14 protein-coding genes are annotated in these 19,603 nt (G+C 67.1%); 10 read left to right on the top strand and 4 right to left on the bottom strand.

What is annotated here, in order from left to right; genetic code table 11:
- Positions 1–5: 5 nt before the first annotated feature.
- Entirely contained in the window at positions 6–770 is a 765-nt protein-coding gene (madM, locus tag ASE72_RS13985) for a malonate transporter subunit MadM (RefSeq protein ID WP_056022622.1), read from the top strand.
- Between the two features lie 6 nt (positions 771–776).
- A complete protein-coding gene (locus ASE72_RS13980) occupies positions 777–1,466 on the top strand; it encodes a GntR family transcriptional regulator (RefSeq protein WP_056022618.1) in 690 nt (229 codons plus the stop codon).
- Between the two features lie 147 nt (positions 1,467–1,613).
- On the opposite strand, the gene ASE72_RS13975 is transcribed toward ASE72_RS13980, so the two are convergent.
- A complete protein-coding gene (locus ASE72_RS13975; protein WP_156350500.1) occupies positions 1,614–1,940 on the bottom strand; it encodes a hypothetical protein in 327 nt (108 codons plus the stop codon).
- A 94-nt stretch (positions 1,941–2,034) separates the two neighbouring features.
- Here ASE72_RS13975 and ASE72_RS13970 point away from each other — a divergent pair, with 94 nt between their 5' ends.
- Both ASE72_RS13970 and ASE72_RS13965 read left to right on the top strand, forming a co-directional pair.
- The gene (locus tag ASE72_RS13970; RefSeq protein ID WP_200916302.1) at positions 2,035–2,688 is read left to right on the top strand and encodes a Fe2+-dependent dioxygenase; all 654 of its coding nucleotides are present in this window, start codon (positions 2,035–2,037) and stop codon (positions 2,686–2,688) included.
- A 177-nt stretch (positions 2,689–2,865) separates the two neighbouring features.
- Positions 2,866–3,627, top strand: a complete 762-nt coding sequence (locus ASE72_RS13965; RefSeq protein ID WP_056022610.1) for a FadR/GntR family transcriptional regulator — start codon at positions 2,866–2,868, stop codon at positions 3,625–3,627.
- Positions 3,628–3,663: 36 nt separating this feature from the next.
- Here the strand turns inward: ASE72_RS13965 and ASE72_RS13960 are convergent, their stop codons facing one another.
- Complete coding sequence (locus tag ASE72_RS13960; RefSeq protein ID WP_056024116.1) at positions 3,664–5,397, bottom strand: DUF885 domain-containing protein; 1,734 nt, start codon at positions 5,395–5,397, stop codon at positions 3,664–3,666.
- A gap of 236 nt (positions 5,398–5,633) precedes the next feature.
- On the opposite strand from ASE72_RS13960, the gene ASE72_RS13955 reads away from it, so the two are divergent.
- A complete protein-coding gene (locus ASE72_RS13955; RefSeq protein WP_082446074.1) occupies positions 5,634–6,959 on the top strand; it encodes an MFS transporter in 1,326 nt (441 codons plus the stop codon).
- On the opposite strand, the gene ASE72_RS13950 is transcribed toward ASE72_RS13955, so the two are convergent.
- Positions 6,946–9,234, bottom strand: coding sequence for a glycoside hydrolase family 3 N-terminal domain-containing protein (locus ASE72_RS13950; RefSeq protein WP_056022607.1), 2,289 nt, complete (start codon positions 9,232–9,234; stop codon positions 6,946–6,948). The two genes, ASE72_RS13955 and ASE72_RS13950, sit on opposite strands and share 14 nt — an antisense overlap.
- Positions 9,235–9,374: 140 nt before the next feature.
- Here ASE72_RS13950 and ASE72_RS13945 point away from each other — a divergent pair, with 140 nt between their 5' ends.
- From ASE72_RS13945 to ASE72_RS13930, 4 genes are all read left to right on the top strand, one after another.
- Positions 9,375–10,457, top strand: coding sequence for a LacI family DNA-binding transcriptional regulator (locus tag ASE72_RS13945; protein ID WP_056022604.1), 1,083 nt, complete (start codon positions 9,375–9,377; stop codon positions 10,455–10,457).
- On the top strand, positions 10,454–13,453 hold the full coding sequence (locus ASE72_RS13940; protein WP_056022601.1) for a TonB-dependent receptor: 3,000 nt from the start codon (positions 10,454–10,456) through the stop codon (positions 13,451–13,453). The genes ASE72_RS13945 and ASE72_RS13940 overlap by 4 nt, the downstream gene beginning before the upstream one ends.
- 63 nt (positions 13,454–13,516) lie before the next feature.
- On the top strand, positions 13,517–14,935 hold the full coding sequence (locus ASE72_RS13935) for a glucoamylase family protein (protein ID WP_056022598.1): 1,419 nt from the start codon (positions 13,517–13,519) through the stop codon (positions 14,933–14,935).
- A gap of 91 nt (positions 14,936–15,026) precedes the next feature.
- On the top strand, positions 15,027–16,679 hold the full coding sequence (locus ASE72_RS13930) for a S10 family peptidase (protein WP_082446194.1): 1,653 nt from the start codon (positions 15,027–15,029) through the stop codon (positions 16,677–16,679).
- 23 nt (positions 16,680–16,702) lie between these two features.
- Here ASE72_RS13930 and ASE72_RS13925 read toward each other — a convergent pair whose 3' ends face one another.
- Complete coding sequence (locus tag ASE72_RS13925) at positions 16,703–17,965, bottom strand: NAD(P)/FAD-dependent oxidoreductase (RefSeq protein ID WP_056022595.1); 1,263 nt, start codon at positions 17,963–17,965, stop codon at positions 16,703–16,705.
- A gap of 212 nt (positions 17,966–18,177) precedes the next feature.
- On the opposite strand from ASE72_RS13925, the gene ASE72_RS13920 reads away from it, so the two are divergent.
- On the top strand, positions 18,178–19,443 hold the full coding sequence (locus ASE72_RS13920) for a PQQ-dependent sugar dehydrogenase (protein ID WP_056022592.1): 1,266 nt from the start codon (positions 18,178–18,180) through the stop codon (positions 19,441–19,443).
- The last annotated feature ends 160 nt before the right edge of the window (positions 19,444–19,603 follow it).

Raw genomic sequence — 19,603 nt, 5'->3', positions numbered from 1 at the left:
AACCCATGGAAATGATCACCAAGGTTCTCACCGCCAATGCGCTGCTCACCGCGTTCGCAGTCGTCGGCATCGTCATGTGGTTGTCGAACATCCTGTCCGCCAAGCTGACGATGGGCCGGGTCCATGGCTCGGCGATCGCGATCCTGATCGGGCTCGCACTCGCCTTCTGGGGCGGGATCGCGACGGGCGGGCACAAGGGGCTTGCCGACCTGCCGATGCTCGCGGGGATCGGCCTGATGGGCGGCGCGATGCTGCGCGACTTCGCGATCGTCGCCACCGCGTGCGAGGTCGATGTCGAACAGGCCAAGAAGGCAGGGCTGATCGGCGTCGTCGCGCTGCTGCTTGGCACGATCCTGCCGTTCATCGTCGGCGCGCTGGTCGCGGCGTCGTTCGGTTATACCGATGCGGTGTCGATGACGACGATCGGCGCAGGCGCGGTCACCTATATCGTCGGGCCCGTCACGGGCGCGGCGATCGGTGCGAGCTCACCCGTCATCGCGCTGTCGATCGCGACGGGCGTGTTCAAGGCGGTGATGGTGATGGTCGGAACCCCGCTCGTCGCAGGGCTCATCGGTCTCAACAACCCGCGCAGCGCGATGGTGTTCGGCGGGCTGATGGGCACGGTCAGCGGCGTATCCGGCGGGCTTGCCGCGACCGATCGTCGCCTCGTTCCCTATGGCGCCTTGACCGCGACCTTCCATACCGGGCTAGGGTGTCTGGTGGCGCCGTCGATCCTCTACCTGATCGTCCGCGCGATCGTGGGGGGCTGAGGACACGTGGCGGATATCGACACCGAAGACACGGGCCTGTTGTCCGACCGGATCCGCAACGCGCTGACCGACGCGATCTCGTCAGGCGAGCTGGCACCGGGCACCACGCTCGACGAACAGCAGCTCGCCGACCGCTACGGCGCCTCGCGCACCCCGGTCCGCGAGGCGCTGCGCCAGCTGGCGACCAGCGGCATGGTCGAGGTCCGCCCGCGCCGCGGCGTGATCGTCCGCCACGTCACCGCCGACGAGGTGATGGACATGTTCGAGACGATGGCGGAGCTGGAGGCGGTGTGCGTCCGCCTCGCCACCTACCGCATCACCCCGCTCGAACGCAGCCGCCTGCTCCGCATTCACGAGGCGAGCCAGGCCGCGGTCGAGCAGGACGACGTCGACGCGTATGATGCGCTGAACCGCGACTTCCACGAGGCGATCTACCGCGCCGCGCATAACGACTTCCTCGCCGACCAGGCGATCGCGGTCCGCACGCGCCTCAACGCCTTCCGCCGGATGCAGCTGCGACAAGCCCGCCGCCTCGCCAGTTCGCGCGCGGAACACGATGCGGTGATGCAGGCAATCGCCGAGGGCAATGGTGAGGAGGCCGGTCGCCGCATGCGCGCGCACATGCTCAACGCCGCCAGCGCGCTCGACAGCTACATCGCGCATCAGGATCGCGCGCACACCGGCGCCACAACCTAGCTCGGGCGCAGTTTAAGCTGGGCGCGCCGCAGGCTTCGCGGCTGTTTCCCAGAGGATCAGCATGCTCGGCGCAACGGCAAAACGTCGCTGCGCAGGAGCACGACGTTTTCCTTCAGCAGTACGGCTCTGACGCTCAGGCTTGCGCGATCAGCGCTCGCCTTCCCCCTCACCTTCGCCACGTTCGTTTTCGCCACCCTCATACTCGCCCTCGCCGCGCTGGCCGGCGTGTTGCCGCGCGGCCTGGGCGCGACGGGGATTGCGAACGATCTGACGCGCCTTGCTCGAGCGTGCGACGGGGCGTCGTCCTTCGCCCTCCCCTTCACCTTCGCCGCGCTCGTTCTCGCCGCCCTCCCCGGACCGGCCCGCGACCTGGTCGGCGACGGCCGAAGATGGCGAAGCGGCATGGGCGATGACGGCCTGCCCGGACTGCGCCACGACGAACGCACCAACGCCGACCCATAATTTCGTACGCATATACTTACCATTTCCGACGCGCATTCCCGCGCCTGCTTGGCTAGAGCCTCGTGCCCGGCATCATGCCGCAGCGAGAGGGTTCCAGATGTTGATCATGATCGCAAACGTTCTGGATGCCGAGAATGTTCAGTGGCTCCGGGATAACCTTGCGCAAGTCCGCTATGTCGATGGCCGCCAGACAGCGGGGCGCGAAGCGCGTCTCGTCAAGCGCAACGATCAGGTCGATCGCGCCGATCCGCTGCTCGCACGGATGCAGGATCTCGTGACGGACCGACTGCTCGATCACCAGCTTTTCCGGATGGCGGCACGGCCTCATCTCGTTCGCCCGCCGCTCTTCAGCCGGTACGAACCCGGGATGGCGTATGGCAGCCATGTCGACGACGCGATCATGGGCGGCATGCGTACCGACCTCTCCGTCACCGTGTTCCTGTCCGATCCCGAAGACTATGACGGCGGTGAACTCGTCATCGAGTCCGCAGCCGGCGAGCAGGACGTCAAGCTCGCGGCAGGCGACGCGGTCGTGTATCCAACCACTTTCCTGCACCGCGTCGCGCCGGTCACGAAAGGCGAACGCCATGCCGCGGTGACGTGGGTCCGCAGCCTCGTCCGCGATGCCGCCAAGCGTGAAATGCTGTTCGACCTCGAAACCGCACGGCATGCGCTGTTCGAGCGCCTCGGCAAGACGCCGGAACTCGACCTGCTCGCAAAAACGCAATCGAACCTGCTGCGGCGCTGGGCCGAGGACTGATACTGCCAGGCGCGCCGGCCGCGCAATTTCGACGCATCGACAACGCGTTCGCGACATTCCCGGCGTTTGCGCGCTGGCGAAGGCCACACTCGCAACAGGCTGCGGCGATGCCGGGGTTGACGACGGCGCGCGTTGCGCGAACTAGGACAGGCATGATCGAAGCTTCGGGTGGCCCACATGAACGATAGCACGGCCGTGACGACCGACGGCGGAGGAAAGCTGTATCGGCGGATCGTCAAGGCGATCATCGCCGACATCGAGGACGGCGCCTATCCGGTCGGATCGCGGTTACCGGCGGAACGCGATCTGACCGAACGGTTCCAGGTAAGCCGGCCGACGATCCGCGAGGCGATGATCGCGCTGGAAATGAAGGGCATGGTCGAGGCGCGCAAGGGATCGGGCGTGTTCGTCCTCGCCGCGTCCACCGCGAACGCCGACCAGGAACTCGACATCGGCGCGTTCGAGATCACCGAGGCGCGCCGTCTGCTCGAGGGCGAGGTTGCCGCCGTCGCCGCGACCGAGATCACCGAACCGCAGCTCGCCGAACTGCGCAAGATGCTGACCGAGATGGAACAGGAAGACGTCACTGCCGCCGAAGACGCCGACCGGCGGTTTCATATCGCCATTGCAGAAGCGACCGGCAACGCAGTTATCATCTCCGCCGTCACCGATTTCTGGGACCTGCGCTATCGGTCGCCGCTCGCGCGCGAAGTCCTGCTCAAGGCGGGCAGTCTCGGGATCGAGAACCGGATGGAGGAACATGGCCGGATCCTGACCGCGCTCGAGGCGCGGTCACCGGTCGATGCGCGACTGGCGATGCGCGATCACCTCGCGCGCGTGATCGATCATCTGCTCGACGTGACCGAGACCGAGGCGGTCGAGCGCGCCCGCGCCGCAACGACACAGCGCCGACGCGCGCTGGCCCGTCGCTCGGTCTGATCCACTACCGGATCGCTCGCCGGTCGGCCGGCCCCTTCAGAGAGGCGGCGTCGCTTTCTCCCGAGCGATCCAGGCGAGCATCTCGCGCTCCATCGCCGGAAGCGGCACGGACCCCAACCCGAGCAGCCGGTCGTGGAACCGACGCTGATCGAACCTCGGGCCAAGCTCGCGCTCGGCTGTCGCCCGAAGCGCACGCATCTTCATTTCGCCAAGCTTGTAGGCCAGCGCCTGTCCAGGCCAGCTGATATACCGGTCCACCTCGATCTCGACGTCGAGCTTGGCGAGCGCGGTATGGCTGGCGAGATAATCGATCGCCTGCTGCCGCGTCCAGCCCTGGCTATGAAGCCCCGTATCGATCACCAACCGACACGCACGCCACATCTCGAACGTCTCGCGTCCGAATTCCTCATACGGCGTCCGGTACATGCCGAGCTTGGTGCCCAGCCATTCGGCATACAGCCCCCACCCCTCGCCATAGCCCGAGAAATATGTCGCGCGCCGAAAGGCGGGGCGATCGGGCGCCTCGAGCGCCATCGCCGCCTGGTGACTGTGCCCGGGCACGCATTCGTGCAGCGTCAGCGCGACGATATTATAGAGCGGCCGCGACTTCAGGTCGTAGGTGTTCATCAGACAGCCGCTGAGCCCGCCCCGGCCCGACGTGTAGAGCGGGGCGATCGCATCGGGCACGGGCTGAATGGTGAACCGATAGCGCGGCAGGACGGTGAAGACATCCTTCAGCCGTCCATCCATGCGCTTGGCGACGTAGGATGAAAAACCGAGCAGCTCGTCGGGGGTCCGCGCATAGAATTGCGGATCGCTCCTGAGAAAAGCGAGGAAGTCGGCAAAGCTGCCCGTGTAACCGGTCTGCGCGATCGTCGCCTTCATATCGGCATCGATCCGGGCGACCTCTTTCAGGCCGATCGCGTGGATTGCCGCGGGCGTCAGGTCGAGCGTGGTATATTCGCGAACCTGGCTTTCATAGAAGGCCTTGCCGTCGGGCAGCGCCGATGCGGCGAGCGTCTCGCGCGCGCCGGGCAGGTAGACCTTGCGGAAGAAGTCGAGCAATCGGGCATAGGCCGGTACCGCCTGCGCGTCGATCGCCCGCGCCGCCTCGGCGCGCAGCGCGGTCTGTTCGGGCACAGGGATCGAGGCCGGCATCGTCTCGAACGGGTCGTAGAGCGGGTTCTCCGGCCCGGTCACCGCGAACGCGGCGATCGTCGCATCGCGGCCAGCGAGCGTAACCCGCGGCGGCGTGTACCCGCGCTTCAACCCGGCCTGCATGTTGAGCGTGTTCTCGGCAAACCAGCGCGGCACGTCCCGCAGCCGCGCGATATAGCGGCGATATTCGGTGGCGGTCTGCAACGGCGAATAGGGTTTGACCGAACTCCAGAACGCGGAGTCGCTGTTGAGCGGGGCTTCGTACGTCCGATACGCGATGTTCGCGATATCGGCGCGCAGCGTTTCGGTCAGCACAGCCGCATTCAGGCGCTCCTCGTCCGAATAGCCAGCCGGAGCAATCCGGGCGATCTTCGCGAGCACGTCCTGCCAATATGCCTTGCGCCGGGCCCAGTCGGCCGCGGTCACCGCGGGCCAATGATCGTCGGCCTTGGTCTCCAGGCCGTCCGTGAGTTCGGCAAACTCCTTTTGCCGCCACTGCCATTCGGCATCGTACAGCGCCTTGAGCTGTCGGTCCGCCGCGCTCGCAGTCGTTGCCCCCTCCGCCCCCGGCGCGATGGTCAATGCGAGGACAAACCCCAGCGTCGCATGCATCCTCGTCATGTCCTCAACCCTTCCAGCTCAACCGAGCGATGGTCATTACCCAATGCAAAAGCCCCGCCGACCCGCTTTCCCGAGGGTATGCGTATCCAGGCGCGCGGTGCAACGGGAGACGGCGTTTTTGCGGTGGAGGATGGCGCGGCGCGGAGCGCGCGCTGTCTCGCGTTGCGATGCGATCGTGCCTAAGGACGCGCGATGCGCCTGTGTCGACATGAGCCTTGCGAGGAGCGATGATAGCCCGTCGTTCGATCCTGCTGTTCGCCTCGGGCGATTTCGCGTTCAATCTCTATTGGCAGAGCATCAACCTCTACCTGCTCTTCTTCTACATCGACGTGCTGGCGCTACCGCCTGCCACGGCGGGGCTGGTGTTCATGGTCGGCGCGCTCTGGGACGGGGTTGCGGATCTGCTGACGGGCATCTTTGCCGAGCGCACGGGGGTGTCGTACGCGCGGATGATAGGGTGGCTGACGGTGCCGCTGGGCATGGGTTTCGTCTGGGCGTTCTGGGGGGGCATGACGTCCGTGGGGGGACTGATCGCTGCGCAGGTCCTGTTCCGGTCCTTCTACGCCGCGACCAACGTCCCCTATGCCGCGTGGACAGGACGGCTGAGCGCACACAGTGCGACGCGGACGATGCTGACGGGACTGCGGATGACGTTCGGCGCCGCCGCCGCCGCCGCGGTCGCGATGGGTCTCCCGGCGCTCGCGCGTCTCACCGCATCGTCGCCGGTCCTCGGCTATCCGCGCGCCGCCGCGATGCTCGCAGGCCTCGCGACACCGATCCTGCTGCTGATGGCGTGGCAGGTACCCGAACCCCGCCGGCCCGCGCAGCAGACGCGCCGCGCCGAAGGACCAAAGCTCGCCGCGCTGCTCCGGAACCGGGCGTTCATGCTGCTCAACATCGCCGCGGCGGCAGGCGGTGCAGCGGCGGCGTTGCTGGTCCAGTCGGTCCCCTATTATTTCCGCTATGTCGCGCATGATCCGGGCCGCGGCGCGCAGGCGTTGGCGGCAATGGGCGTGGCAAGCGCGCTGGCACTGCCGCTCTGGACCGCGCTGGCCACGCGCATGGGCGCACGCGCCGCATGGCTTGTGGCGATCGCACTCGCCCTAGCGAGCCTCGCTGCGGCCTTCGTGCTCGGACACTCGACGGCGGACCCGACGCTGTCTACGGTGGTGCCGATCATCCTCGCCGCGATCGCGTTTGCCGGCATCAACCTGACGGCATGGTCGTTGCTCCCGGACAGCCTCGACTGGGGGGAAATCCAGGGGCAGCCCAGGGTCGAGGCGCTTGCCTTCGGTGCGTTCGCCTTCCTCCAGAAAGCCGCGCTCGCAGGCGCGGGCATGGCGATCGGCGCGGTATACGCCTCGAACGGCTTCAACGCGGGCGTGACGCAGACTGCGGGCACGATCGCCTCGATCCGCTGGCTAATGCTCGCCGGGCCAGGCATCCTGATCCTCGCCTCGGCGCTGGCGATCGCGGCGCACCCGTTGCGCTGCGATACGCTCGCAACGCTCGGGGCACGGCGCGACGCTGCGCGAGCAATCAGACCAGCGTAATCGTTCCCGCGACGCCTTCCGCCTGCGCGGACGGCGCGATCCAGACGCGGAACTGACCAGGCTCGACCGTCGCGACGAGATCGCGGCCGATGAACAGCAGGTCGCTGCGCGTGAGCGTGAACGTCACGACGCGCGCCTCGCCGGGCTTGAGCGCGATCCGACGGAAGCCCTTGAGCGCGCGGACGGGCTGCGTGACGCTTGCGACGACGTCCTGGATGTAGAGCTGGACGACCTCGTCGGCGGCGTGGCTGCCGCTGTTCGTGACCGTCGCGGACAGCGTCAGCCCGGCCTCGGCGGTCAGCCGCCCGCCCCCCGTATCAAGGTTCGAATAGCTGATCTTGCCGAACGTCAGGCCGTGCCCGAACGCGAACGCCGCATCATTGGCAAATTCACGGTAATGCGCCTTGTACTCGGCAAGCGGCCCCGGACCATTGGGGCGGCCCGTACTCTTGTGCGCATAGTGATAGGGCTGCTGTCCGGTGGCGTGCGGAAAGCTGACCGGAAGCCGTGCGGAGGGCGCGACGACCCCGAACAGGACATCGGCGATCGAGCGTCCGGCCTCGGATCCGAGGAACCACGTCACCAGCAGGCTGGAGGCATCGAGCACTGCGCCCGACAGCGCCAGCCCGCGCCCCGTCGAGAGCAGCACGACGACCGGCTTGCCCGTCGCCACCACCGCCTCGACCAGCTGTAACTGCGCCGCCGGGATGACGATGTCCGACCGGCTCTGCGCTTCGCCCGACATGCGCTGGCTTTCCCCGACCGCAAGGATGGCGACATCGGCCGCGTTTGCCGCCGCGACCGCCGCGGCAATGCCGCCGGGCAGCGCGGTTTCGATACCCGACCCGTCGACGACGGTCACCGCGCGGGGATCGGCAACGATCTCGCGCACGCCGGTCGCGAGATCGACCGCGTCGGCGTCGGTGCCGTAGACGTTCCACGGTCCGATCAGGTCGTGGCGCCCTTGCGCGAACGGTCCGATCAGCGCGACGCGCTTGCCCGACCGGGGCAGCGGGAGGAGATCCCCTGCGTTCTTGAGCATCACGATCGACCGCGACCCCGCCTCGCGGGCGAGCGCGAGCGTCTTTCGCGTCCGCACCTCGGTCTTTTCACGGCGCGGATCGATACGCCGGAACGGGTCGTCGAACAGGCCGAGCGAGACCTTGAGCGCGAGCACGCGCCGCACCGCCTGGTCAAGCCGCGCCATCGGGACCTCACCGGTGCCGACGAGATCGGGAAGATGCTTGATATACAAGCCCGACTGCATGCTCATGTCGACGCCCGCGAGGAACGCCAGCCGGGTCGCCTCGCGTGCGTCGGCGGCAAAGCCGTGCGCGATCAGTTCCTCGTCGCCCGTGTAATCCGAGACGACGAGCCCGCCGAATCCCCATTCGCGGCGCAGCACCTGCGTGAGCAACCAGTCGTTCGCGGTCGCGGGCACGCCGGAGATCTCGTTGAACGCCGCCATCACGGTCGGCACCCCCGCCGCCAGCGCCGCCTGGAATGGCGGGAAATACACGTCGCGCAACGTCCGCTCGGATATGTCGACGCTGTTGTAATCGAGCCCGGCCTCGCCCGCGCCATAGGCCGCGAAATGCTTTGCGCAGGCGGCCACCGCATCGACAGCGGCAAGCCCGCGCGTCCCTTGGAATCCCTCGACGCGCGCCCTGGCCATCATGCGGCCCAGATACACGTCCTCGCCGGCGCCCTCGACGCCGCGGCCCCAGCGCTGATCGCGCGCGATGTCGACCATCGGCGCGAACGTCCAGTCGATCCCCGCGGCCGCCGCCTCCGCGCCCGCCGCGCGCGCCGTTCGCCGCGCGAGGTCGGGGTCGAAACTGCCCGCCTCGGCCAGCGGCACGGGAAACACGGTGCGGAAGCCGTGGATGATGTCGGCGGCGAAGATGAGCGGGATCTTCAGCCGCGACTCGCGCATCGCAGTCGTCTGCATACGCTGCGCCATCGCTGCACCGTTGCCGTTGAACACGCCTGCGAGACGCCCCGCCCTGACGTCCGCGAGCTGCCCGTCAAAGCTTGCAGCGGCACCCGCCGGATTGAGCGCCGTCGCGCTGCCCCCCGCCCAGGCCGCGGCCATGATCGTCAGCTGCCCCGCCTTTTCCTCGACCGTCATGCGCGCGAGCAGCGCCTCGACCTTCGGCGGCAGCGCGGTGGCCGCAGTGCCGGCCGCGAGCGCCTGAAGCGGCGAAGAGGCCCAGGCCGCGGCCATCGTTCCACCGAGTACCAGCGCGCGTCTTGAAATGTGCCGATCGTCCATGAAGCCTCTCCAAAACCACGTCTTTGAAATATTTTGCGTGGCAAGCCCTAGGTTATTGTAACCGGTTACATCAAGGTCTTATAGACGATCCCAGACCCGCGATGCGACGCAGATCGCCGTCGAGAGGATGAAGGAAGGGAATGCCGCACGCCACGATCCGCGATGTCGCTCGCGTTGCCGAAGTGTCGGTGGCGTCGGTGTCGCGCGTGCTCAACGGGCATGCCAATATTCGCGACGCGATGCGCCTCAGGGTCGAGGAGGCCGCGCGCCAGCTCGGCTATGTCCCGCATGCCGGCGCACGCAACCTCAGCCTTTCGCGGTCGGGTGCGATCGGCGTGGTGTTGCCCGACCTCCACGGCGAGTTCTTTTCGGAACTGCTGCGCGGGATGGACGAGGAAGCCGCGGCGCGCGGTCTCCACCTGCTGCTGACGGTGATGAACGACCGCCCGGGTCGCGGGACGGAGGCGCTGCAGGCGATGCGCGGTCGCGTCGACGGGCTGGCGATCATGGCGCCGCACATCGCCGCGGACGAGCTGGTCGCGCGGTTGCCCGCAGGGATACCCGCGGTCCTGCTCAACTGCGCGCTGCGCACCGGTCCCCACACCGCGATGCGCGTCGACAACGTGTCGGGGGCGGAGGCCATGATCGACCACCTCGTCGCGACCGGGCGTCGGCGGATCGTCCATATCGCCGGTCCGGCGACGAACATCGATGCGATCGAACGGCGGCGGGGCGTCGAGCAGGCCGCCGCGCGTGCGGGGCTTCCGGTCCGGATCATCGAGGGCAATTTTCTCCAGGACGCAGGGATCGCCGCGGCCACGACGGTGCTCGCGGATCCGTCGAGCGTCGATGCGATCTTTGCGGCGAACGACATGATGGCGCTGGGTGCGATCGTCACGCTGCGGCGCGCGGGGATCGCCGTCCCCGACCAGATCGCCGTGGCCGGTTTCGACGACATCCCGCTGGCCCGGCTCGTCTCGCCCTCACTCACTACCGTCCGGATCGACATCGCGGCGATGGGGCAGCGCGCGGTTGCGTCCCTCGACGCCGCGATCGCCGCAGAGGCACGGCGGCGCAGCGCGGCGAAGGCCCGCGGCCCCGCCGCGCCATCAGCCGCCGTCGACCGGGACACCGACATGATCGTCCCGTCGCTCGTCGTTCGGGAAAGCACAGCTCAACCAAGCCTCAAAAAGGGGCATAACGCAGGGGAATACAGGACATGACACGACATTTCAGGATGGCCTTGGCCGGTGCCACGATGCTCGCGAGCGCAGGCGTCGCGCTCGTTCCGGCAGCGGCGCAGACCTCGACCGCGTCGATCCGCGGCCAGGTCAGCGGTGCGGATCGCGCGCCGCTGTCCGGCGCGACCGTCGCGGCGGTCAGCACCGGTACCAACCAGACCTATCGCGCGATCAGCGACGCGAGCGGCCGCTATATCCTGAACGGTCTGCGCCCCGGCGAATATCGGATCACGATCAAGGGGACCGACGGGGCGCGGTTCGAGCGCGTCATCGTCGTCGCGATCGGCCAGTCCGCCAGTCTAGATGCGACGCTCGTCGCCGCCGCACCGGCAGCGGCCGAGGGTGGTGCCACGGCAGCCGCACCGGGCGCCACCGGCGATGTGGCAGCAGCGGCCCCGGTCGCGGGTGATGGCGGCGAGATCGTCGTGCGCGGCGGCCGGCTGGTCGAGACGCGCACCAGCGAAATCGCCACCAACGTCAGCCAGGAACAGATCCGCACGCTGCCGCAGACCGACCGCAACTTCCTGACCTTCGCCGCGCTCGCGCCGGGCGTGCGCTATAACGACAGCGAGACCGACAAGAGCTTCAGCTCGGGCGCGTCGACCGCGAGCCAGGTCAACGTGTTCATCGACGGCGTCAGCCTGAAGAACAAGCTGCGCGAAGGCGGCGTCGCCGGGCAGCAGAACAGCCGCGGCAACCCGTTCGGCCAGCTGGCGGTGCAGGAATTCCGCGTCCTGACGCAGAACTACAAGGCCGAATACGAGCAGGCCGGTGCGGCGATCATCACCGCGGTCACCAAGTCGGGCACGAACGAGCTGCACGGCGAGGTCTTCGGCCAGTATACCGACCGCAGCCTGAGTGCGAAAAGCTTTCTCGACCGCCGCGACGGCAACGCCAAGCCCGCGTTCGAGCGCAAGCAATATGGCGCGTCGCTCGGCGGCCCGATCATCAAGGACAAGCTGTTCTTCTTCGCGGCCTATGAGGGCAACAACCAGGACCGCGCGTTCAACGTCAACACCACCGGGTCGGATGCCGCGGTCGCGCAGTTCGAGCAGTTTTCGGGGCGCCGTCTGTCGGACTTCGAGGGCGCATTCGTCAGCCCGTTCCGCGGCGACTTCTACTTCGGCAAGCTGACGCTGACGCCGGATGATCGCCAGGTCTTCGACCTGTCGTTCAGCCGTCGCACCGAGACCGACATCCAGGGCTTTGGCGGCAATGTGGCGTTCGAGAATGCCGAGAACAAGCGCAACAAGGTCGACACCTACCTGTTCAAATGGACCTATTCGGGCGACAGCTTCGTCAACGAGGTCAATCTGAACTATCTCGATTACCAGTTCCGGCCGACTTCGATCAATCCCGGCCTGCCGACCTTCGACTACGACTCGGTGCTGGTGTTCGGCGGACGCGATTCGACGCGTCGCGAGATCCAGCAGGGGTACACGATCCGTGACGACCTGACCTATACGGGGCTCCAAGGCCACGCGATCAAGGCGGGCGCGCGTGTCGAGATCACCGACATCGAGTTCAACAACATGTCGTTCGTCGAGCCGCGCTATACCTTCCGCATCGACCAGGCGGGCACGCCGACCGACACGAGCGACGACACGAGCTTCGCGTTTCCAGCCGAAGCGCGACTGGGCCTCGGCAATGGCCGGATCTTCGGGTCGAACACGCAGGTCGGGCTGTATCTGCAGGACGACTGGGACGTGACCGGGCGGTTGCAGCTCAATCTCGGCGTGCGGTGGGATTACGAGACCAACGGCGTCAACAACGACTATATCACCCCCGCCGCGGGCGTGGCGGCATTGCGCGCGCTGCCGCAGACCTCGTATTTCAAGGCCGAGGATTACATCTCGACGGGCAACAACCGTAAGCCCTTTACCGGCGCGATCGCCCCGCGCCTGGGCTTTTCGTGGGACGTGAAGGACGATCAGTCGACGGTGATCTTCGGCGGCTTCGGCCGTTATTACGACCGCAACAACTTCAACAACACGGTCGACGAGCTGTCGCGGACGATCAACCCGATCGGCGTCTTCCGCTTCTCGCAAAACGGGACGCCGCGCTCGAACCTGCCGACGGTGAAGTGGGATCCGTCCTATCTGACGCGCGACGGCCTGCTGGCGCTTGCCGCAAGCTCGACGCAGGGGCTCCCCGAGCTGTTCGCGGTGAAGAACAACGCGCGGCCGCCGGTCAACGATCAGGCGAGCTTTGGCGTCCGGCAGCGCGTGGGCGCGTTCCAGGCGGCGGTGACCGCCTCCTACCAGCGCGGTCGCAACGGCTATACCAACGTGTTCGCGACCCGACAGAATGCGGGGCTCGGCAATTGCTGCGATACCGCCCCCGCGCTCGCCAACGGCTATTCGAACGTCATCATCGGGCTCGACGGGCTCGATACCCGCTACAAGGCGCTCTATTTCACGCTCGACAAGAATTACAGTCAATCGTCGGGCTGGGGTCTGAACATCGCCTATACGGTGTCGGAGTCGGAGCAGAATGGCGGCGATCTGTTCAGCCTCGATGCGATCACCCCCGATGCCTATGGCTGGCGTCGCCGGGCGGGGGACGAACGCCACCGCGTCGTCATCTCGGGGATCGTCGACTTGCCGCTGAATTTCCAGCTGTCGACACTCACCACGCTCGGAAGCGGCCAGGCCTATCAGGTCACCGACGCGCGGAACGGGTTCGACACCGGGCAGCTGCGCTTCACCTCCGCCTATCCGGAGAAGAACTGCATCGGCGGCGTCTTCGCGTTCTGCGAGGTCAACCTGACGCTGGCGAACAAGTTCAAGCTGTTCGGATCAAACGATCAGGTCGAGGCCGCGGTCGACCTGCTGAACGCGTTCAACACCAAGAACCCGAGCGGATTCGACGGGTTCTTCAGCAACACCGATCCGCTCGAAGCCGCCAATTCGCGGACCGGCAGCAGCGCGCTCACCCTGCCGCGCCGCGTCCAGTTCCGTCTGGGCTACCGCTTCTGATCCGACGGGGGCGGCGTCCGCCGGCGCCGCCCCCGTCCCGTACCGCGTAACAGGAGCGTGCCGATGCTTGGCAGACGAGATTTCCTTGGCCGCAGCGGGCTCGCACTCGCCGGCCTGACAACGGGCTGCGCGACGACCACGCGGCTTGCCGCGCCGACAGGGCAGATAACCGGCAACGCGCTGGTCGCCGATCTGCAGGAGCGGACCTTCCGCTTCTTCTGGGATACCACCGATCCGGCGACGGGGCTTGCGCCCGACCGCTGGCCGACGCCGTCCTTCTCGTCGGTCGCGGCGATCGGCTTTGCGCTGACCGCCTATCCGATCGGTGTCGTGCACGGCTGGATCACGCGCGAACAGGCGCGGGCGCGGACGCTGACGACGCTGCAATTCCTCGCGGACGCCCCGCAAGGCGACGGCGCGACCGGCTTCAGCGGCTATCGTGGCTTCTTCTATCATTTCCTCGGCGTCACCAAGGGGCAGCGCTTTGCACGCTGCGAACTGTCGACCGTCGACACCGCGCTGCTGCTCGGCGGGACGCTGTTCGCGCAAAGCTGGTTCGATGGCGATCATCCCGACGAAGTTCGGATCCGCGCGCTGGCCGAGCGGCTCTACACCGCCGTCGAGTGGACCTGGATCACCCCGCGCGCACCCTTGCTGTCGATGGGCTGGCATCCCGAGACGGGGTTCATCAAGAGCGACTGGGATGTCTATAACGAGGGAATGCTGTTGTACGTGCTGGCGCTCGGATCGCCGACGCATCCGCTGCCCGAGGGGACGTGGCAGGCCTGGTCGAGCCGCTTCGAGTCGTCGTGGAGCGACCGCTGGGGGCAGCCCCATCTCCATTTCCCGCCGCTGTTCGGGCATCAGTACAGCCATGTCTGGATCGACTTTCGCGGCATTCGCGACGCGTACATCGCGACTCACGACATCGATTATTTCGAGAACAGCCGGCGCGCGGCGCATGCCCAGCGCGCCTATGCGACGGCAAACCCGGGCGGCTGGCGCGGTTATGACGCGGAGGTCTGGGGCCTGACCGCGTGCGACGGTCCGGGCGACTTCACGACGCGGATCGCCGGCGTCGATCGCACCTTCTACAGCTATTCCGCGCGCGGCCCGGGCGACCGCGACGACGGCACGATCGCGCCGACTGCGGCGGCCGCGTCGATCGCGTTCGCCCCCGATATCGCCACGCAGGCGATCGGCGCGATGCATCGCCGCTACGGCGCGGGCATCTATGGCCGATACGGGTTTGCCGATGCGTTCAACCCGACGCTGACCGCACCGCCCGGGCCGCTCAAGCATGGTCGCATCGTCCCCGGCATCGGCTGGGTCGACGGTGACCAACTCGGCATCGACCAGGGCCCGATCGTCGCGATGATCGAGAATGCGCAGTCGGGGCTCATCTGGAACACGATGCGTCGCAATCCGCACATCCGGCGCGGGTTGCAGCGCGCGGGCTTTTCCGGCGGCTGGCTCGGCTGAACATCGCCGTCGGCGCGGCTTGCGGCGGGCGGTATAAGCGGGAACAATGGCAGCACCGCTGCCCCGGGCAGCACAGCACAAGGGACCCTGCGTGATCCGTACCCATCTTGCCCCGATACTCGCCGCCGCCATCCTCGTCCCAGCCCTGGCCTCTTCGCCGCTATCGGCACAGGACACGCCGGCGCGGCCGAAGGCGGCCAGCGCCGCAGACCGGGCGAAGGAGGAGGTCGAAGCGGCCTGGGCGCATGCGCCGGTCGACGAGCAGGAAGTACGACACCGGGATTCGGTCACGATCGCGGGTCGCCGCTATCCCTATACCGCGTCGGCGGGCACGCTGACGCTGCGCAACGTCGAGGGCAAGCCGACCGCATCGATGTTCTACACCGCCTACACGCTGGACGGGACCAAGCCGGGCACGAAACGCCCCGTGACGTTCCTGTATAATGGCGGCCCCGGATCGCCCTCGTTCTGGCTGCGGATGGGATCGTTCGCACCGATCAGGATCCGCACCACGAACCCCGAGTTCATCCGCCCCGCCCCGTATGACGTCGGCCCGAATCCGGACTCACTGCTCGACAAGACCGATCTCGTCTTCCTCGACGCGATCGGAACGGGTTATTCGCGGCCGCTCGGCGATACCAAGCCCGAGGCCTTTTACGGCACCGACGAGGACGCGGATGCGTTTGCCAGGGGCATCCTGCGCTACGTCACCAAATATGGCCGCTGGATGAGCCCCAAGTTCCTGCTGGGCGAAAGCTACGGCACGCTGCGCTCGGGCGCGCTCGCCTATCAGTTGCAGGAGCGCGGCATGGCGCTGAACGGGGTCGTCCTGCTCAGCTCGATCATGAACTATGGCTATCGCCAGCCCGGGCTCGATCAGGTGTATCTGAACTATCTGCCGAGCTACGCCGCGACCGCCTGGTATCACAATCGCATCGCCAACCGCCCTGCCGACGTGGCGACGATCGTCGCCGAAGCGCGCGCCTTCGCGACCGGGCCGTACATGTCCGCGCTTGCAAAGGGCCAGTCGATCTCGGATGCCGAACGCGATCAGGTCGCGCAGCGGATGAGCCAGCTGACGGGGCTCGGCGTCGACTTCATCAAGCGGGCCAATCTGCGTGTCGACCTGCCGCGGTTCCAGAAGGAGCTGCTGCGCGGATCGGCCCGCACCGTCGGCCGGTTCGACTCGCGCTACACGGGCATCGACGCCGATGCGGCGGGCGAGCGGCCGGAGACCGATGCGTCGTCGGATGCGATCTCGGGCGCGTATATCGCGTCGTTCAGCGACTATCTGGGCTCGACGCTGAAGTACGAGACCGAACTGCCGTATCGTCAGTCCGCGCGCGATGCCGCCGGCTGGACCTGGAACTGGAAACACGCCGCCCCCGGTCCCGGCCAGCCGCAGAACAACCCCAATACGGCGATCGACTTGGGCGCGGCGATGCGCGCCAACCCGTATCTCAAGGTGCTGTCGATGAACGGCTATTACGACATGGCGACGCCGTTCTTCGGGACCGAAAACGACCTTGGCCATATGATGCTCGACCGGGCGCAGCAGGCGAACCTGCGCTTTACCTATTATCCGGCGGGCCACATGACCTATCTCAACCCCGAGGCGCTGCACCAGATGAAGGCGGATCTGGCGCAATGGTATGACGAGGCGGTCAGCGATGCCCGGTCGGCGACACCGCCCGTCCCGGCAACGACATCGTCCGCGACCCCGCCGAACCAGATGCCGAACTGATCGGCGCGCGGATGGCCAGCCCGTTACCCGACGGCTGCGCCATCCGCCGCCGCAAGCGCCAGCGTCTTGAGGTCGACTGTGGCGTCGGCGAGCGATGCGGGGTCGAGCCGCGCTGATCCGACAACCAGCGCACGGCCCTGCACGTAATCCTTCACGCGGTTGACGCAGTCGAGCGCGATCACGCGCCCCGCCTTCAGATAGATCAGCGAGAAGCTGCGCGTGCCGGGATCGCCGCGCGTCACGATGCCGTCATACCCTGTCGAGAGACCGACCGTCTGGAGCTTGAGGTCATATTGATTCGACCAGAACCACGGCACCGCGTGATACGGCTCGGGAGCGCCGGTCAGCAGCTTGGCAACGGTCATCGCCTGGTCGTTCGCGTTCTGGACCGATTCGAGCCGGATCACCTGCCCCTCGGCAAACGCGCTGGCGTGCGCTGCGCAATCGCCGATCGCGAACACGTCCGGCAGCGACGTCCGGCAATTGTCATCGACCGTCACGCCGTTGTCCCCCTCCGCACCAGCCTGGATGAGCGGCGCGACCGCAGCGACGATGCCAATGCCGACGATCACCATGGTGCATGCGAGCAGCTCGCCGTCGGCAAGCCGGACGCCGCATACCGCGCCATCCGCCTCCTCGATACAGGACACCGCAGCGCCGGTGCGTACGTCGACGCCGTGCGCGCGATGTTCGGCTTCGAAGAAGCGCGACAGTGGTTCGCCCGCCACGCGCGCCAGCACCCGGTCCTGTGCCTCGATCACCGTGACCGACTTGCCGAGCTTGGTCAGGACGGCCGCCGCCTCGAGCCCGATATAGCCGCCGCCGATGACCACGACGTTGGTGACGCCGGGCAGTTCGGCGCGCATCCGATCGGCGTCCGCACGCGTCCGCACGGTATGGATCCCCGCCAGGTCATGGCCCGAACAGGTCAGGCGTCGCGGCGCTCCCCCCGTCGCCCAGATCAGCGAGCCGTAGCGCAGGACATCGCCGTCGGCGGTCGTGACGCTATGCGCCTCGGCATCGACGTGCGTCACCGTCGTGCCCAGCAGCAGCTCGATCGCGCGATCCGTCCAGAACGAGGGCGGTCGCAACAAGATGCGCTCGAACGGCTTGTCGCCCGCCAGATACTCTTTCGACAAGGGCGGCCGTTCATAGGGCAGCGAGGCTTCGTCGCCGACGATCGCGATCTTGCCGGCAAAACCGCGTTGCCGAAGCCCGATCGCGGCCTGCGCGCCCGCATGTCCCGCACCGACGATGAGCACGTCATGGCAGACCGGTTCAGCCATCAGCGATAGTCCTTCCGAAATTTGAGCCGGTTGATGCGTCGGACGATCGGAATGATCAATGTCCATGGCCTGCCCTCCCCCCGAAATCGCATGGGCATGCGTCGGACGAAACCATATTCAACTGCGGGGCGCGGACGCCGATCCTGGTTGCGGCATTCGAACGCAACGACGATACGGGATCCCGACTAGCGGAAATACCAGGAAATTTGTCGATGCAGCGCCACCCTTTGCTTCCCCTGGCCGTCATCACGCTGATGGCGGGGTGCGGTCAGGCTCAGAACGCCCCGCCACCCCCGGCGGAGGCCAAGATACGACCGGTCAATTACGGTACGTCTGCACCGAGCGCGAACAAGCCGTTCAAGGCGACCGAGATTGCCGCATTCGATGCGCCATGGGCGCTCGCCTTTCTGCCGGATCGCCGCATGCTGGTGACCGAGAAAACGGGTCACCTCTGGCTTGTGACCCCCGCCGGCGCGAAGACCGAGGTGGGCGGCGTACCGACGGTCCATGACGAAGGACAAGGCGGCCTGTTGTTCGTCGCGACGTCGCCTGCATTCGGCCGGGATCGACAGGTCTACCTGACCTATTCCGAACCCGGAGAGGGCGGCGACGGGCTCGCGCTGGCGAAGGCGACACTCGGCACGGTCGCGGGCAAGCCGGTCTTGCAGGGGCTGCAGGTGATCTGGCGGCAGCTTCCGCGCGGCGCCGGTGGCCAGTTCGGCGGCTATATCGCGTTTTCGCCCGACGGCCGGTATCTGTTCCTGACCTCGGGCGAGCGTCAGCGCTTCAACCCGGCGCAGGATCCTGATCAGGCGCTCGGCAAGATCCTGCGGCTGACGCTCGATGGAAAGCCTGCACCGGGTAATCCGGGTCAAGGCAAGACGGGCGCGACCACGATCGGCGTCATCGATCCGCCCGAAAACACCGCGTCCGCGGCGACCGCACCCGTGCGCAAGGCAACGATCCCCTCGCCAAATCTCACGCCTGCGGAAACATGGTCGACCGGGCATCGCAATCCCTATGGTCTGGCCTTCGATACGCAGGGCCGCCTGTGGGAAACCGAGATGGGGCCTCAGGGTGGCGACGAACTCAACCTGATCGAGCCGGGCCGGAACTATGGCTGGCCGATCGTCTCCTATGGAAAGAATTACGACGATACGCCGATTGCCAAGCCAGACACCCGGCCGAACTTCCAGGAGCCCGCCCTGTACTGGGACCCCGTCATCGCACCGGCGGGGCTCGCATTCTATGACGGCACGATGTTCCCGCAATGGCGCGGGTCTGCGTTTGTCGGGGGGCTGGCCGCGACATCGCTGATCCGGATCGCTTTCGATGGCACGACCGCGAAGGAAGTCGAGCGATGGGACATGGGCGCGCGCATCCGCGCCGTGATGGCGGGGCCGGACGGGGCACTCTGGATCCTCGAGGATGGCAGCGGCGGACGCCTGTTGCGTCTCACCACGACCCGCGGCGCCTAGGAACCTCGCCACGATCGCGGGGCGGTCGCGCGGATCGGACCCTACGTGTTTTCCGACGCTCGGGGCGCGCGGGACTTTCGGCTAGGCGCATCGGGCGGCCGGTTCTGGGACGCGCAGGATAAGGGACGCCACGATGGTCGAACATGTGAGCCAACACACG

Origin of the sequence: Sphingomonas sp. Leaf20 (assembly GCF_001421535.1) — a bacterium.
Classification (GTDB): Bacteria; Pseudomonadota; Alphaproteobacteria; order Sphingomonadales; family Sphingomonadaceae; genus Sphingomonas.
The sequence above is the reverse complement of the archived record's forward strand: the minus strand, read 5'-3'. Positions and strand labels throughout refer to the sequence as shown.